Raw genomic sequence first — 17248 nt, 5'->3', positions numbered from 1 at the left:
TACCAATCCATCCGCTGGACAAGGCGCCTGCGTTCGTCACTTTGTCCTCCTCACGATGGCAATTGGCCGCGAGATGCGGTTAGATGCCCGCGCGTCAGGCCGGGAGGATGCAAATGACCGGGATTTCCAGCAATGAGCCGAAGGACGCAACGCCGGCCGTGATTGCGCAGCAAACGGCGATGCTGAATGCGCTGCCGTTTTCCGACACGCGGGATTTCGACGACGCTGCGCGCGGCTTTCTCGGCACCATCGAGCAGGCGAGGATTGCGAACCCGCAGGGGCGGACGGTCTGGAGCCTCGAGCCCTATGGCTTTCTGTCCACTGATGAGGCGCCACCGACGGTCAATCCGAGCCTGTGGCGGCAGTCGCGGCTCAACATGCAGCACGGCCTGTTCGAGGTCGTGCCCGGTGTCTACCAGGTGCGCGGGCTCGACATCGCCAACATGACGCTGATCGAGGGCGACAGCGGCGTCGTCGTGGTGGATACCCTGACCTCGATCGAAGGCGCGCGCGCCGCGCTCGATCTCTACTTCAGTCATCGTGGCCAGCGGCCGGTCGCGGCCGTGATCTTCACCCACACGCATACCGACCACTGGGGTGGCGCGCGCGGCGTGCTGGAGGAGGATGCACTGGCGACGGGGCGCGTGCCGATCATCGCGCCGAACCTGTTCATGGAGCATGCCGTCTCCGAGAACATCATCGCGGGACCGGCGATGCTGCGCCGGGCGCAATACCAGTTCGGCCCGTTCCTGGCCAAAGGCGTGCGCGGGCAGGTCGACTGCGGCCTCGGCAAGACCATGGCGGCGGGATCGGTGGCGCTGCTGCGTCCGACCGACCTGATCATGGCGACCGGCGACAGGCGCGTCATCGACGGCGTCGAGTTCGAATTCCAGATGGCGCCGAACAGCGAAGCACCGGCGGAGATGCACTTCTTCCTTCCGCGCTACAAGCTCCTCAACCTCGCCGAGAACTGCACGCATAATTTTCACAACCTGCTGCCGTTCCGCGGCGCCGACGTGCGCGATGCGCTGGCGTGGTCGAAATATCTGGGCGAGGCGCTGCATCTGTGGGGCGGCAAGGCCGAGGCGATGTGCGGCCAGCATCACTGGCCGGTGTGGGGCCGTGAGCGCATCGACACCATGATCCGCGAGCAGCGCGACCTCTACAAGTTCGCGCATGACCAGACCATCCGCCTGATGAACCACGGGCTGACTGCGGCCGAGATCGCCGAGACGATCCAGCTGCCGAAGAGTCTGGAGGGCGCCTGGCACGGGCGCGGCTACTACGGCCATATCCGCCACAATGTGAAAGCGATCTACCAAAAATATCTCGGCTGGTACGACGCCAACCCGGTCAATCTCGATCCGCTGCCGCCGGTGGAATCGGGCAAGAAATATGTCGAGTACATGGGCGGCGCCGATGCGATCCTCGCTCGTGCGCGCGCGGATTTTGACAAGGGCGAATTCCGCTTCGTGGCGCAGGCGCTCGGCCATCTCGTCTTCGCCGAGCCTGATAATCAGGCTGCGCGCGCGCTGCTGGCGGATACACTGGAGCAGCTCGGCTATGCCGCCGAGAGCTCGACATGGCGCAATGCCTATCTGTTCGGCGCCCAGGAATTGCGTCACGGCATGCCGAAGACGCCGCCACGTCCACCGATGCCGCGCGAGACGCTGGCAGCGCTCCGCACCGGGCAGCTCTGGGACGTGCTCGGCATCCGCCTCAATGGCCCGAAGGCGGAAGGCAAGCACATCGTGCTGAACTGGAGCTTTTCCGATACCGGCGAGACGTTCGTGCTCAATCTGGAGAACTGCGCGCTGACTTATACGGAAGGCGTGCAGGCCGACAATGCCGATGCCAGCTTCACGCTGGCGCGCGCGACGCTGGATGAGGTGATCGCCAAGCTGACGAGCTTTCCGGAGGCCGTCGCCGCCGGCAAGGTCAAGCTGTCAGGCAACCCGATGCGGCTTGCCGAGCTGATGGGCCTGATGGACGAATTCCCGCGGATGTTCGAGATTGTGGAGCCGAAGCGGGCGGTGGTGAGGTAGGTCTCTCGTCGTAATCATCTCTCGTGCCCCGGACGCAGCGCAGCGCTTCTTCAGCGGTGCGCTGCAGAGCCGGGGCCCATGTTTCCGAGAGTGTGCCTTGCCGCGTGGGTCCCGGCTCTGCGCCGCAACGCAACGCTAAGGGCGTTGCAGCGCGTCCGGGACACGAGAGCCGAGTTACTCCGCGCTGCTCACCAGCTTGATCCGTGGCGCGGTCGCTTCGGTCAGGCCGCGATAGGCCGCGAGATAATCCAGCGCCATCCGCCGCGCGGTAAAGCGCTTCTCGAACTGCCTGCGGATGGCGGTGCGGTCGAGTTGCGCGAGGCGGTTGACGACGCCGGCTGCGCTGAGGATGTCCTCGACGACGAAGCCGGTGAGGCCTTCGTCGATGATTTCCGGCACCGAGCCGCGGTTGAAGGCGACCACTGGCGTGCCGCACGCCATGGCCTCGATCATGACGAGGCCGAACGGCTCCGGCCAGTCGATCGGCAGCAGCAGGCCGAGCGCGCCGCTCAAGAAGTCCGACTTCTCGTGATCGCTGATCTCGCCGATGAAATCCACCAGCGGATTGTTCACGATCATCGGCTTGATCAGCTCGTCGTAATAGTCCTGGTCGGCGCGATCGACCTTGGCCGCAATCTTCAGCGGAATGCCGCAATGCATCGCGATCTTGATGGCGCGGTCGACCCCTTTCTCCGGCGCGATGCGGCCGAGCACGGCGAGATATTCCTGCTTCGCGGGCCTCGGCGTCAGCAGATGCTCCGGCAGGCCGTGATGGATCGTGGTCACCCAACTCGCCTGCGGCACCGGCCGCCGCTGTGCATTCGAGATCGAGATGACAGGCATCTTGGAGAAGGTGTTGAAGACAGGCTGATGCTCCGGCAGATCGAGCCGGCCATGCAGCGTGGTCAGGAACGGTGTCGGCTGCCGGTGGAACAGCGACCACGGATAATAATCGAGATGGAAGTGGAGGAAGTCGAACTCCTCGTCGTCACATTTCTGCCGCACGCGCTCCAGGAGCACCATGTGCAGCGCGTTGGGATCGCGCACGGAACCATCGAGGCGCAGTGCCCGCGGCCATAATGCATCCAGCTTTGCCGACGTCTGCGAATCGCCGCTGGCAAATAGCGTGACGTCGTGACCAAGGGCAACCAACTCTTCCGTCAACCAGTGCACCACCCGCTCGGTGCCGCCATACAGCTTGGGTGGAACAGCCTCCGTCAACGGAGCTACCTGCGCGATGCGCATCTCAGCTTCTCCTCTGCGTGATCATGGAAATTAAAGCCCCTACCGAGTTCGGCACCGGCACGCCAGGGAGGGAACGTTCTCGCATTTGCGAAGTTCCTCTCAACTAACGTTACTTCTTCGTCACACTGCAGCGTGGCCGCGATGCTGCCATCACCCCTTCTCAGTTCGTCCGTATCCGCATGTCGTGATGGCTTTGCCCGGGAACCGAGGCGAAGCGGTCGATGTTCACTCGATCAGTAAGAAAAATGGAAATCATGACGGGGTCGCAGGGAATGGATCATCTTTCTGGATATGCGCGCAGGCCATTTGCCTTTGTTCTGCGCTATCTGCGGCGTCGTTTGGCGTCGCACCTGGTGATCCTGGGTGCCGTTGTTGCGGCAGTTGCCTGCTCGGTAGGCACGCAATACGGCGTCAAATCCCTTGTCGACAGCCTGTCGGCGGGAACTTCGCATGGCGGTAGCGTATGGCTGGCATTCATTCTGCTCATGTCGCTGATTGCCGCCGACAACTTTCTGTGGCGCATCGCGAGCTGGACAGCGAGCTTCACCTTTGTTCGTGTCACGGGCGATTTACGCCGTGACATATTTCGTCATCTGACCGGTCATGCGCCGAGCTACTTCTCGGACCGGATGCCGGGCATGCTGACCAGTCGCATTACGGCCACATCCAATGCAGTGTTCACCGTCGAGAACATGTTCATCTGGAATGTGTTGCCGCCATGCATCGCCACAATTGCGGCAATCGCGTTGATTGGAACCGTGAGCCCCTATATGGCGGTCGGCCTGATCGTGATCGCCGGCGGCATGGTGGTCGCGATGTTCCATCTGGCCGCGGCCGGCAAACCGTTGCATGACGACTTTGCCGACAAGGCGGCCGCCGTCGACGGCGAGATGATTGACGTCATCAGCAACATGCCGCTGGTCCGCGCCTTCTGCGGCATTGGCCACGAGCATGAGCGGTTCGATGCCACGGTGAACCGGGAAGTCAATGCGCGCGGACGCAGCCTGCGCTATCTGGAGAAGCTGCGGTTGTTGCATGCGGCGGTGACCGTGATTTTGACGATTGCGCTGATGGCCTGGGCGGTCACGCTTTGGCAGCGGGGAGAGGCGACCACCGGCGACGTGGTGCTGGTCTGTACCCTCGGCATCTCCATCCTGAGCGCGACTCGCGATCTTGCGGTGGCGCTGGTCGACGTCACCCAGCATGTCGCGCGCCTGACCGAGGCGATCGCCACGCTGCTTGTGCCGCATGATTTGCGCGATCACCCCGAGGCCGAGCCGCTGGTCAAGAGCGGTGCCGCGATTGCATTCAACAACGTCACCTTCGGCTATCCCGGGGCTGAGAAGATCTTCGAGCGCTTCAGCCTGCGCCTTCAGCCCGGCCAGCGCGTCGGCCTGGTCGGCCAGTCCGGCGGCGGCAAGTCGACCCTGTTCACGCTGCTGCAGCGCTTCTATGATGTCGACGAGGGCAGTGTGACGGTCGACGGCCAGGACATCTCCAAGGTGACACAGCAGAGCCTGCGCGAAGCGATCTCGGTGGTGCCGCAGGACATCTCCCTGTTCCATCGCTCGATCCGCGAGAATATCCGTTACGGCCGTCCCAACGCGACGGACGACGAGGTGCTGCGCGCGGCGATCGCGGCGCGCTGCGATTTCATCGACAGCCTGCCGGACGGTCTCGACACCATGGTCGGCGACCGCGGGGTGAAGATGTCCGGTGGCCAGCGCCAGCGGATCGCGATCGCGCGCGCCTTCGTCAAGGACGCGCCGATCCTGCTGCTCGACGAGGCGACCGCCGCGCTCGACAGCGAATCCGAGGAGGCGATCCGCGAGGCGCTGGGGCGCCTGATGCGCGGCCGCACCGTGATCGCGATCGCGCACCGTCTCGCGACGCTGCGCAATTTCGACCGGGTGATCGTGCTGAAGCATGGCAAGATCATCGAGGACGGCGCGCCCGACCGCCTGATGCAGGGCCACGGCCCATACCGTGAGCTGGTGACGCAGGAAATGAGCCGGCTCGCGAAGTTCGCCGCCTAAGACCCGGCAGTTGCGTTTGCGTGGCCGCGTTCGAACAACAAGCCGCAGGGGAGCAGCTTATGGGAGCCGAAGCCGCAACCAAGATCATTTCGGTATCGCAGACGGTCGAGACCGTCGCGGAGCAGGCCTTCTACATTCCGATGACGGGGCCCGCCGCGCGGCCCCGCCGCTCGCTCAAGCACGATGACACTTTTATCGTGCTGGACAGCCACGGCGACATCGGAGCGTCGGCCGGCGGGCCGGACGGCTTGTTCAACCATGACACGCGCTATCTGGCGCGGCTAGAGCTCGTGCTCGACGATCTCCAGCCGTTGCTGCTCGGCTCGAACCTGCGCGACGACAATTCGGGATTAACGGTCGACCTCACCAATCCCGACATTTACCGCCAGGGCCGCATCGTCCTGCAAAAGGACCTGCTGCACATCGTGCGCACGATCTTCCTGTGGCGCGGCACGGCGTATCAGCGCATTGGGCTGCAGAACCACGGCGAGCAGCGCGCCAGCTTCGAGCTGACGCTGCTGTTCGACAACGATTTTGCCGATCTGTTCGAAGTGCGCGGCGAGCGGCGTCCGCGCCGCGGCGCCGGCACCAGCAAGCTGCTCGGGCCGACAGACGTGCTGTTCGAATATCGTGGTCTCGACGATGTCGAGCGGACCACCGGGCTGCATTTCGATCCGCGTCCGACCAGGCTTTCGGTGAATGCCGCAACGTGGCAGCTCGAGCTCGATCCACATGAGGCGAGATCGCTGTTCGTGGCCGTGTCCTGCAACCGGCCGATCGCGGAGAAGCCGGCGCGCTTCTTCAGGAGCCTCTTGGCGCATCGCCGCGAGATGCGGCAGTCGACGATCGGCGCGACCAGCATCGAGACCTCCAACAACATTTTCAACGAGGTGCTGTGCCAGGCCATGGCCGACCTCAACATGTTGATGACGGAGACGCCGCAGGGGCGCTATCCCTATGCCGGCATTCCCTGGTATTCGACGACGTTCGGCCGCGACGGCCTGATCACCGCGCTGCAGATGCTCTGGGTCGATCCGCGGGTCGCCAGGGGCGTGCTGCGGCGGCTCGCGCATTTCCAGGCCAAGGCGGTCGATCCGCTCGCTGACGCCGCACCCGGAAAGATCCTGCATGAGATGCGCGGCGGCGAGATGGCGGCACTGCGCGAGGTGCCGTTTTCGCAATATTACGGCAGCGTGGATTCGACCGCTCTGTTCGTCCTGCTCGCGGGGCGCTATTTCGAGCGCACCGGCGACCAGACAACGCTGGTCGAGCTGTGGCCCGCGATCGAGGCGGGGCTTGCCTGGATCGACGGTCCCGGCGACCCCGACCAGGACGGCTTTGTCGAATACCAGCGCGCCACCGAAAAGGGGCTCGCCAACCAGGGTTGGAAGGACTCTTTCGACGCCATCTTCCATGCCGACGGCAAGCTCGCGGAGGGCAACATCGCGCTCGCCGAGGTCCAGGGCTATGTCTACGCCGCAAAACAGCTCGCCGCGCGATGCGCGCTGCAGCTCGGCAAGCCTGACGTCGCGAAGAGGCTTGAGGCGGAGGCCAAGACGCTCGCCGAGCGCTTCGAAGAGGCGTTCTGGTGCGAGGAGCTCAGGACCTACGCGCTTGCGCTCGACGGCAACAAGCGGCGATGCGAGGTGCGGACCTCGAATGCCGGGCAGGTGCTGTTCAGCGGCATGATCCGGGAGGATCGCGCCCGTCTTGTGGCCGCCGATCTGATGCGGCCGCACTTCTTCTCCGGCTGGGGCATTCGCACCGTCGCGCGCGGCGAGGTGCGCTACAACCCGATGTCGTATCACGACGGCTCGATCTGGCCGCACGACAATGCGCTGATCGCGCTCGGGCTCGCCCATTACGGGCTGAAACACTCGGTGGCCCATGTGTTCAAGGGCCTGTTCGACGCCGCGGCCTACATGGATCTGAGGCGGCTGCCGGAATTGTTCTGCGGCTTCCGCCGCGAGAAGCGGCGCGGCCCGACGCTCTATCCGGTCGCCTGTGCCCCGCAGGCCTGGGCCAGCGCCACGCCGTTCACGCTGCTGGAGGCGGCGCTCGGCATCGAGTTCGACGTCGCGCGCTGCGAGATCCGGCTGCGCAATCCGCAATTGCCGACGTTCTTGAACGAGGTCATCTTGCGCGATCTGCGGCTGGGCGAATCCAGCGTCGACCTGCGCGTCAGCCGCCACGGCCACGACGTGGCGCTGGAGGTGCTGCGCACGCGCGGCCAGATCCAGGTGTCGATCGTGCTGGCGCGCTAGCGGCGCGCGGCAAGGAGGGATCATGCGTAACGCCGGATGGTTGGTCGTGAGCGTGGCGATCGTCGCGGGATTGACGGTTGCCGTATCGCGAGCCGCGGAAGAGCAACCCGCAGCCGCAACCGAGGCGAACGCACCGCCGACGGTGCAGTCGCCGGCTTCGGTGGTGCCGATCACGCCGAAGGATGCCGCGCCGCCGCCCTCGGTGACCATCATCGGCGCCAGCGACGCCCATGGCGTGCTCGGACGGGACGTGCGCAGCGCAGCGGACGAGGACATGGGTCATATCGTCGACGTCATCGTCGATCTCACCGGCCATGTGCGCGCCGCCGTGATCGATTTCGGCGGCTTCCTCGGCGTCGGCAGCCGCAAGATCGTGGTCGACTGGAATGCGCTTCGTTTCGGCAAGATCACCAACAAGAAGGACAGTATCACGCTGGAATTGACCAAGGCGCAGGTCGCGGCCGCGCCGGAATACAAGGAAGACACCCCGATGGTCGTGCTCGGCGCGTCCGGTAGCCTGCAACCGCTGCAAGCGATTCAGTGAGGCGCGGGGAGGGATGGCCGCCGGTGCTTTCATCGTCGAAGAAGCCGAACCATGGAGCCCAGGATCGCGACGGCCGCGTTGAGCAGGACAGTTTCGCCGGCGTGCCATCGATCGCGGGCATTCCGGCGCCGTCGCGCCGGAGCCTGCGCGGCCTCGACTGGTTCATCTTCTTCCTCGCGGACGTGCAGACCGGCTTCGGCCCCTTCATCGCGGTCTATCTGACCACGCAGAAATGGACCCAGGTCGAGATCGGGTTCGTGCTGTCGATCGGCGGCATTATCGCGCTGATCGGTCAGATGCCAGGCGGCGCCATCATCGACGCCGCGAAATCCGAGCGGCTGGTTGCGGCGCTTGCGATCGCGACCATCGGCTGCTGCGCGCTCGCCTATGCGGCGATGCCGATCTTCCCCGTCGTGGTGGCGGCGGCCACCTTGCATGCGGCGGCGAGCTGCGTGCTGGGCCCGGCGATCGCGGCGATCAGCCTGGGCCTGGTCGGTCCGCTCAAGATCGGCGAACGGCTCGGCCGCAACGCCCGTTTTGCCTCGCTCGGCAATGGCGTCGCCGCCGCGGTGATGGGAACGGCCGGTTATCTTCTCTCGAGCCGTTCGGTATTCCTCGTCAGCTTCCTGCTCGCGATCCCGACCCTGATCGCGCTGTCGCGGATCCGCGAGGAGGAGGTCGACATCGCGCGCTGCCACGGCGAGATGCCACGCGAGGCGCCGGTTCCCGGCGACACCAATGTCTGGCATCTGATCCGGCAGAAACCGCTCATCGTCTTTGCGCTGAGCGTGCTGCTGTTGCAGCTCGCAAACGCCTCGATGATGCCGCTGATGGCAAGCGCCGTGACGGCGCGGTCGAGCCAGTGGGCGACGGTGCTGGTGGCCTTTTGCATCGTCGTGCCGCAGGCGATCGTCGCGCTGCTGTCGCCGACCGTCGGGCGCAAGGCGCAGCTTTGGGGCCGGCGCCCATTGCTGCTGATCGGTTTCGCCGCGCTGGCGATCCGCGGCGTGCTGTTCGCGACCGTGCGCGATCCCTATCTGCTGGTGCTGGTGCAGGTGTTCGACGGCTTCACGGCCGCTGTGTTCGCGGTGATGATCCCGTTGATCGTGGCCGACGTCGCCTTCGGCAGCGGGCATTTCAATCTGGCGCAAGGCATCGTCGGCACCGCGACCGGCCTCGGTGCGTCCTTGAGCACCGCGCTTGGCGGCTATGTCAGCGACAAGTTCGGCAATGCCACCGCGTTCCTCGGGCTGGCGAGCATCGCAGCGATCGGGCTGTTGCTGATCCTGTTCGTGATGCCGGAGACCCGGCGCACTGGCATGCTCGCGACAAAAGAAATGGCCGGCTGAACCAGATCAGCCGGCCATAAGTGGGGAAGACAAAATCAGGCGTGAAGACTGTGCAGGCGCTGACAGTTGCGCAGTAAAGCTTGCGAAGCGTCAACGCTCTGTCCGCCCTGCGGTCATATGCAGCTCCCTCCCGGACGATCGTCGCTGGACGGCCGACGGTCGCCGGGCGTAACAATGCCGGAGGATTTGCGAAGATAGAGACAGGCTCTCTGAAGCAGGAGCGTGATGAGCATGCAGGGCAATGCCGAGGCGGGCAGGTGCAGGGACCTGCCGGGACAAATCGTGCTGGTGCTGCAAGGCGGCGGTGCGCTCGGCTCCTATCAGGCGGGCGTGTACCAGGCCCTGCACGAGGCGGGCATCGAGCCGGACTGGGTCATCGGCACCTCGATCGGGGCCATCAATGCGAGCCTGATCGCAGGCAACGCGCCGGAAAACAGGCTCGCGCGCCTGAAGGAGTTCTGGAAACGGATGGAGCAGACTCCTCTGCGCACCGGCGTTCCCGGCTTCGACGACAAGCTGGCCTATTGGTCGACTGTCACTGGCGGCATTCCCGGTTTCTTCCGGCCCAATCCACTTGCGCATGCCGGCGAGTCCTATCCGCTCGGCGCCGATCGCGCCGGCTATTATTCGACTGCGCCGCTGGAGACCACGCTGCGCGAGCTCGTCGATTTCGGCCTCGCCAATCGCGGCGCGCCGCGTCTCACGGTCGGTGCGGCCCATGTCGGCACTAGCCGGATGCGCTATTTCGACAGCCGCGACGGTGAGCTGACGGTGAAGCACGTCATGGCCTCGGGCGCGCTGCCGCCGGCCTTCCCGGCGGTGCGTATCGACGGCGAGCTTTATTGGGACGGCGGCATTCTCTCGAACTCGCCGACGGAGGCCGTATTCGACGACAATCCTCGCAGGGACTCGCTGATCTTCTCCGTGCATCTGTGGAATCCCGCCGGCGCCGAGCCGACCACGATGGGGGAGGTGCTGACCCGCCACAAGGACGTGCAATATTCCAGCCGGATCGCGAGCCAGATCGAGCGCCAGCAGCAGGCCCATCGGCTGCGCCACGTCATCAACCAGCTTGCGGCCCGATTGCCCGCGAGCGAGCGCGATGATCCCGCGGTGAGGGATCTGATCGGCTATGGCTGCTCGACGCGCATGCATGTGGTGCGGTTGCTGGCACCGCAGCTCGATCGCGAGACCCACACCAAGGACATCGACTTCAGCCCGTCCGGCATCATGCGGCGCTGGGACGCCGGTTACGCGCATACAAGGTCGGTGCTGATGCGCGCGCCGTGGACCGGCGAATTCGATCCGCTGTCGGGCGTGGTGCTGCACGAGCATATCGACGAGATGCCGCTGGCCGCGGAATAGCGCCATAAGCGGCCGTTGGCTTCATCGAATTGCCACAGGCCTTGCGGATCGTCGGCTTTCGGCCGCAATCGGAAGGCTCTGCAAGTGGTGACCGGGAACGATCTGGAATTGGCTCTCGATCAGGTCCGCGCCAATGCGCCGGGACCGGTGCCCGGCGTGTTCGGTCCTGACACGGTGACCTGGCGGATCGATCGGGAGGCGGTCATCTTTCTCGGCGCCGGCCGTGCGCTGCTGCTTCAACTCGCGCATCCCTGGGTCGCGGCCGCCATCGCAGAGCATTCCAACACCCTTGCCGATCCGATCGGGCGCTTCCACCGCACCTTCGACATCGTGTTCGCCATGGTGTTCGGCTCGCTCGACCGCGCCACGCTGTCATCCCGGCAACTGCATCGGCGCCACAGCATGATCGTCGGCCAGATGCCCGAGACCGTCGGTCCCTTCGCTGTGGGTTCGCGCTATTGCGCCAACGACATCCCGTCGCTGCGTTGGGTTCACGCCACGCTGGTCGAGACCGCGCTGATGGCGCACGATCTGGTCCTGCCGCCGCTCTCGGTGGACGAGCGCGACCGCTACTGGACCGAGAGCAGGACCTTTGGCGCGCTGTTCGGTCTGACGGGCGATGATCTGCCGGCCGACTGGTCCGGCTTCGCAGCCTACGCCGCAGCGATGACGCAGTCGGACACGCTGACCGTAAGCCCGGCCGCGCGCGAGATCGCCGCGCAGATCTTTGGCGGCGCGCGCCCGTGGCTGCGGCCGCCGCGATGGTATCGCGCACTCACGGCAAGCCTGCTGCCGGAGCGTCTGCGCGCAGGCTTCGGGTTTGAGCTTGATGAGCAGCACGCCAAATCCGCCGACAACGCGCTGCGATGGATCAAGCGGGTCTATCCGAAATTGCCGGATCGGCTGCGCTATGTCGGTCCCTATCAGGAAGCGCAGGCCCGGCTGCGCGGCGAGCCGCAGCCCGACTGGATGACCCGCTGCCTCAACCGCGCCTGGATCGGCCGGCCGCAGATGGACGTGCGCGGGAAGGGGTGAGCGCTCGGTGCTCGCCACAAGCACCGTCATTGCGAGGAGCTCTTGCGACGAAGCAATCCAGACTGCTTCCGCAGAGGGATTCTGGATTGCTTCGCTTCGCTCGCAATGACGGAGAATGTGGTAGCGGCCGTCGTGCCCTCACGCCGCCGCGAGCTTCCGATACAGCGCGCTGTAACTTCCGGCCGAGATGCTCCACGAGAACGACCGGCCCATCGCGCTGCGGCGCATGGTGTCGAGCTGGTCCTGGGCCATGAACGCCTCGAAGGCGCGGCGGACGCCGCCGAGGAAGGACTCGTGCGAGGGTCTTGAGAACAAAAAGCCGGTCTCGCCGTCTGTGATGGTTTCGGCGAGGCCGCCGGTCTGGTGACCGATCGGCAGCGAGCCAAAACGCTGGGCATACATCTGGCTAAGCCCGCACGGCTCGAAGCGCGACGGCATCAGCGTAAAATCGCTGCCGGCAAAGATGCGCCGCGCCTGGGCGTCGTTGAAGCCGATGGTGACGCCGATGGCGTCGGGGCGGCGGCGATGGGCATCGATCAGCGCCTGCTCGAGCGCGGGCTCGCCGGAGCCGGTGACCACGATCTGCCCGCCGGCATCGACGATCTCGTCGGCGGCCGACAGCACGAGGTCGATGCCTTTCTGGTGCACGAGCCGCGCGACGATCGCAAACATCGGCCCGCGCGAGACCGCGAGGCCGAACTGCTTGCGTACGTAGTCCGCGTTGGCCTTCTTGCCGACCCAGTCGCCGGCGCCGAATTGCTGCGCGAGCTGGGCGCAGGAGAGCGGGTCCCAGCTCTCGTCGATGCCGTTGAGGATGCCGGTGAGCTCGGACGCTTCGGAGCGGACGCGCAGCAGTCCTTCGAGGCCGCAGCCGAATTCCTCCGTCGTGATCTCGCGCGCATAGGTGCCGCTGACGGTGGTGAGATGCGAAGCATAGACGAGGCCAGCCTTGAGGAAGGAGAGCTGGTCGTAGAACTCGACGCCGTCGATGTGGAAGGAGCTTTCGGGGACGCCGATCCGCCGCAACGAGTCCTTCGGGAAGAGACCCTGATAGGCGAGGTTGTGGATGGTCAGGATCGACGGCAGCTTGGCGCCGCGCCAGGCGAGGTAGGCCGGCACGAGCGAGGCCTGCCAGTCATTGGCATGGACCAGATCTGCTGCCCAATTCTTGTCCAGCTTGCCCATGGCAAGCTCAGCGGCCGCCGAGGCGAGCCGCGCGAAGCGAATGTCGTTGTCCGGCCAGTCGCGCCCGGACTCGTCGCCATAGGGATTGCCGGGACGGTCGTAGAGTTGTGAGCACAACAGCACATAAACCGGCAGGCCGTCCTTGGTGGCGGCCCGGCCGAGCGAGCAGGCCGGCATCTCCGCAAATGCCGGGCAGCGGCCAACGACCTGAATATGCGTGAGTTGCTCGATGATGTCGCGATAGCCGGGCAGCATGATCCGGATATCGGCGAAGGGGCGGAGCGCTCGAGGGAGGGCAGCGGAAACAGCACCAAGTCCGCCGACGCGGACGAAGTCGTCCATCTCCGTGGTGACGAATAAGACCCTCAAGAACGACTGCCCTCTTCCGATCCCGATTGCTGCTATGCAAGATCGGGTCCAGTTGTCCCGGAAACGCTCAAGCCCCCCACGAGACGCATCGGTTCGGTAAAGACTTTCCTACTCAGCCGCCGCCCTCTAGGGTCGGCGCAGCAACAAGAGAGAACATCGATAGTTCCTAAGGGGCGGCAAGGAGACGTGGCCGGCATGCAGCTAGCAGATAAGCACGAAGACACGACGACAAAGGCCTTCGCGGGTCTGCGGGTCCTGGATTTTTCGACCACGATTGCCGGCCCGCATTGCGCGCGGATGCTGGCCGACATGGGCGCCGAGGTTATCAAGATCGAAACCGAGGGCGGCGAGACGATGCGGACGCGGCCGCCGCTGCGTAAAGGCTGCAGCACCGTGTTCGGCCAGCTCAATGTCGGCAAGAAGAGCATGGTGCTCGACCTCAAGTCCGAGGACGGCAGGGAGGCGGTCCGCCGGCTGGTCGCCGCCGCTGACATCCTGGTCGAGAATTTTCGCCCGGGCGTGATGCGCCGGCTGCGGCTCGACTATGACAGCCTCCGCCCGGTCAACCCCAGGCTGATCTATTGCTCGATCTCGGGCTATGGCCAGACCGGTCCCTCGGCCGAGCTGCCGGCCTACGCGCCGGTGATCCATGCCGCCTCCGGCTATGACATGGCGCATCTCGCCTACCAGCCGGGCCGCAACCGTCCGGACTATTGCGGCATCTACCATGCCGATGTCGTCACCGGTACCTATGGCTTTGGCGCGATTGCGTCCGCGCTCTATCAGCGCACCGTGACCGGGCTCGGCCAGCACATCGACGTCTCCATGCTGGAATCGATGCTGACCTTGACGGTGATCGAATTGCAGAGCTCGCAATTCGCGGTGAAGCCGCCGCCGCGTCCGATGTTCGGCCCGACCGAGACCGCCAACGGCTATGTCATGATCACGGTCGCCAGCGAGAAGACGTTTCAGTGCCTGATGGGTGTGATCGGGCGGCCCGAATGGATCTCCGATCCGCGCTTCTCCTCCTATGCTCCGCGGCGCGAGAACTGGGCCGACATGATGGACGGCGTCGAGGCCTGGTCGAAGCGGCTCACGACCGATGCATGCCTTGTGGCTTTAAGCGCTGCCGGCGTGCCGGCCTCGGCCTATCGCACCATCAAGGAAGCTCTGGCCGATCCGCAGCTCGCGCACCGGCAGGCGCTCTCGTCGGTGGAGGACGGAGGCGGCGCGTTCCAGGTGCTCAATCTGCCGTTCCGGATGACGGGCGCTGACACGACGCCGGGCAAGACGATCTCTGTGCTCGGCGAGCACACGGATGCGCTGTGCGACGAATTCGGCCTCGGCGACGACGCGCCAATTCCGTCCGGCAAAACGACCGTGCAAGGCTGACGAAGGGCCAGGTTTGTCTCGTCCCGCCGCCCGTGCCATGGTGGCGCGACGAAGAAATATGCCGGGAGGACGCCATGAAGAGTTTCAAGGTCGCTGATTTCAAGGCGCCGCTGCAGGAGTTCGACGAGGCCACGCCGCAACCGTCAGGCACGCAGGTGCTGATCAAGGTCAAGGCCGCCGGCGTCTGCCACAGCGATCTCCATATCTGGGAAGGCGGCTATGATCTCGGCCATGGCCGCAAGCCGCTGTCACTGAAGGATCGCGGCATCAATCTGCCGCTGACCATGGGCCACGAGACGGTCGGCGAAGTGCTGGCGTTCGGGCCCGACGTGAAGCCGACCGACCAGGGCGGCCTCAAGCATGGCGATGTCGGCCTGGTCTATCCCTGGATCGGCTGCGGCAAATGCGCCACCTGCCTCGGCGGTGACGAGAACATGTGCCTGACGCCGCGCTCGCTCGGCGTCTATTGCGACGGCGGCTATTCCGATCACATGCTGGTGCCGCATCCGCGCTATCTGCTCAACCTGAACGGGCTCGATCCCGCGTCGGCCGCACCCTATGCCTGCTCGGGCGTCACCACCTACAGCGCGCTGAAGAAGGTCGAGCAGCACTTTGACACGCCGATCGTGATGTTCGGCGCCGGCGGTCTCGGCCTGATGGCACTGTCGCTCTTGAAGGCGATGGGCGGCAAGGGCGCGATCATGGTCGATATCGATGCCAGGAAGCGCGAGGCGGCGGAAAAGGCCGGCGCGCTTGCCACCATCGATCCCAAGGCGCCGGATGCGCTGGAGCAGCTGGCGAAGAAGGCGGGCGGCCCGATCCGCGCCGTGATCGACCTCGTCGGCAATGCCGCAACGACGCAGCTCGGCTTCGACTGCCTGACCAAGGGCGGCAAGCTCGTTATCGTCGGCCTGTTCGGCGGTGGCGCGACCTGGGCCCTGCCGCTGATCCCGATCAAGGCGGTGACGATCCAGGGCAGCTATGTCGGAAACCTGCGCGAGACGCAGGAGCTGCTCGATCTCGTCCGCGCCAAGAACGTAGCGCCGATCCCGGTGACGAAGGCGCCGCTCAACAAGGCCAACGACGCGCTGGTGCAATTGCAGCAGGGCGCGGTGGTCGGGCGCACGGTGCTGACGCCGTAGCGGCTCTCTCCTCCGTCATTGCGAGCGGAGCGAAGCAATCCAGAAATCCCTCCGCGGACACAGTCTGGATTGCTTCGCTTCGCTCGCAATGACGGGCCTTTCTTTTGTTCGCCTAGGGATCACTCATGTCCGCAAACAACGCCTTCCACATTGCCGTGCTCGCCGGTGACGGCATCGGCCCCGAAGTCATGACGCCCGCGATTGAGGTGCTGCGCAAGATCGAGACGAAGTCGGATTTGCGCTTCCGCTTCACCGAGGCGCCCGCGGGCGCCAACAATTATCTCGCGACCGGCAAGTCGATGCCGGATTCCACCATCAAATTGTGCGAGGAAGCGGATGCGATCCTGCTCGGTGCCTGCGGCCTGCCGTCGGTGCGCTATCCCGACAATACCGAGATCGCACCGCAGATCGAGCTGCGCTTCATCTTCGATCTCTACGCGGGCGTGCGCCCGGCGCGGCTCATTCCGGGCGTGCCGAGCCCGATCGTCGGCGCTGACAAGCGCGGCATCGATCTCGTCGTGATCCGCGAGTCCACCGAAGGCCTGTTCGCCTCGATGGGCAAGGGCGTGGTCACCCATGAAGATGCGCGCGAGACCATGGTGATCACGCGCAGGACCTCCGAACGCCTGTTCGACTTCTCGTTTCGCCTCGCCGAGCGGCGCAAGGCGCGCGGCAAGCCGGGTGCGCTCGCCTGCGTCGACAAGGCGAACGTGTTCAAGGCCTTTGCGTTCTTCCGCGGCATTTTCGACGAGATCGCGAAGAAGCATCCCGACGTGAAAACCGATCGCCTCTATGTCGACGCCTGCTCGGCCATGCTGGTCAAGCGTCCCTGGGATTTCGACGTGATGGTGATGGAGAACATGTTCGGCGACATCGTCTCCGACATCACCGCGAGCCTGATCGGCGGCCTCGGCATGGCACCGTCGGCCGACATCGGCGACAAATACGCCGTGTTCCAGCCGTGTCACGGCACCGCGCCTGATATCATGGGGCAGGGCAAGGCCAATCCCACCGGCATGATCCTGTCTGCGGCGATGATGCTGGACTGGCTCGCCGACAAGCACGGCGTCGAGAGCGCGGCGGAAGCCGGCGAGCAGATCGAGAGCGCGGTGGATCAGGTCTATGCCGCCGGCCTCAAGCCGATCGAGTTTGGCGGCACCAATGGCACGGCGGATATTACCAGGGCGGTGCTCTCCGCGCTGTAGAAGTAATCGGACGGCGGGGCGCTTTCACCTCGCTCCGCTTGCGGGGAGAGGTCGAATTTCGAGCGAAGCGCG

The 17248-nt window shown here is 65.2% G+C and carries 12 protein-coding genes; 10 read left to right on the top strand and 2 right to left on the bottom strand.

Features of this window, described 5'->3' with window-relative positions; genetic code table 11:
* Window positions 1–113 precede the first annotated feature (113 nt).
* Window positions 114–2045: an alkyl/aryl-sulfatase gene (locus FXB38_RS01555; protein WP_148749019.1), complete on the top strand. Its 1932-nt coding sequence runs from the start codon at window positions 114–116 to the stop codon at window positions 2043–2045.
* Between the two features lie 174 nt (window positions 2046–2219).
* Here FXB38_RS01555 and FXB38_RS01550 read toward each other — a convergent pair whose 3' ends face one another.
* Window positions 2220–3290, bottom strand: a complete 1071-nt coding sequence (locus FXB38_RS01550; protein WP_148749018.1) for a glycosyltransferase family 4 protein — start codon at window positions 3288–3290, stop codon at window positions 2220–2222.
* A gap of 272 nt (window positions 3291–3562) precedes the next feature.
* Here FXB38_RS01550 and FXB38_RS01545 point away from each other — a divergent pair, with 272 nt between their 5' ends.
* From FXB38_RS01545 to FXB38_RS01520, 6 genes are all read left to right on the top strand, one after another.
* Window positions 3563–5326: an ABC transporter ATP-binding protein gene (locus tag FXB38_RS01545; protein ID WP_148749017.1), complete on the top strand. Its 1764-nt coding sequence runs from the start codon at window positions 3563–3565 to the stop codon at window positions 5324–5326.
* 59 nt (window positions 5327–5385) lie between these two features.
* Window positions 5386–7590, top strand: coding sequence for an amylo-alpha-1,6-glucosidase (locus tag FXB38_RS01540; protein WP_148749016.1), 2205 nt, complete (start codon window positions 5386–5388; stop codon window positions 7588–7590).
* Between the two features lie 22 nt (window positions 7591–7612).
* A complete protein-coding gene (locus FXB38_RS01535) occupies window positions 7613–8134 on the top strand; it encodes a PRC-barrel domain-containing protein (RefSeq protein ID WP_187434597.1) in 522 nt (173 codons plus the stop codon).
* Window positions 8131–9483 (top strand): MFS transporter, encoded by a 1353-nt coding sequence (locus FXB38_RS01530; protein WP_148749015.1) that lies wholly within the window; start codon window positions 8131–8133, stop codon window positions 9481–9483. Before FXB38_RS01535 ends, FXB38_RS01530 begins: the two co-directional genes overlap by 4 nt.
* Window positions 9484–9708: 225 nt before the next feature.
* Window positions 9709–10848: a patatin-like phospholipase family protein gene (locus tag FXB38_RS01525; protein ID WP_148749014.1), complete on the top strand. Its 1140-nt coding sequence runs from the start codon at window positions 9709–9711 to the stop codon at window positions 10846–10848.
* A gap of 84 nt (window positions 10849–10932) precedes the next feature.
* A complete protein-coding gene (locus FXB38_RS01520) occupies window positions 10933–11883 on the top strand; it encodes an oxygenase MpaB family protein (protein WP_187434596.1) in 951 nt (316 codons plus the stop codon).
* Window positions 11884–12021: 138 nt separating this feature from the next.
* On the opposite strand, the gene glgA is transcribed toward FXB38_RS01520, so the two are convergent.
* Window positions 12022–13437, bottom strand: coding sequence for a glycogen synthase GlgA (gene glgA, locus FXB38_RS01510; RefSeq protein ID WP_148749012.1), 1416 nt, complete (start codon window positions 13435–13437; stop codon window positions 12022–12024).
* 195 nt (window positions 13438–13632) lie between these two features.
* Between glgA and FXB38_RS01505 the strand changes: the two genes are divergently transcribed.
* The 3 genes from FXB38_RS01505 (at window position 13633) to FXB38_RS01495 (ending at window position 17176) form a co-directional block, all read left to right on the top strand.
* Complete coding sequence (locus FXB38_RS01505) at window positions 13633–14829, top strand: CaiB/BaiF CoA transferase family protein (protein ID WP_148749011.1); 1197 nt, start codon at window positions 13633–13635, stop codon at window positions 14827–14829.
* Window positions 14830–14903: 74 nt separating this feature from the next.
* On the top strand, window positions 14904–15971 hold the full coding sequence (locus tag FXB38_RS01500; protein WP_148749010.1) for an alcohol dehydrogenase: 1068 nt from the start codon (window positions 14904–14906) through the stop codon (window positions 15969–15971).
* A 125-nt stretch (window positions 15972–16096) separates the two neighbouring features.
* Window positions 16097–17176, top strand: coding sequence for an isocitrate/isopropylmalate dehydrogenase family protein (locus tag FXB38_RS01495; RefSeq protein WP_148749009.1), 1080 nt, complete (start codon window positions 16097–16099; stop codon window positions 17174–17176).
* Window positions 17177–17248: the final 72 nt, after the last annotated feature.

Origin of the sequence: Bradyrhizobium cytisi, assembly GCF_008123515.1 — a bacterium.
Taxonomy (GTDB): domain Bacteria; phylum Pseudomonadota; class Alphaproteobacteria; order Rhizobiales; family Xanthobacteraceae; genus Bradyrhizobium; species Bradyrhizobium cytisi.
This window is presented reverse-complemented; position numbering and strand designations above follow the sequence as displayed.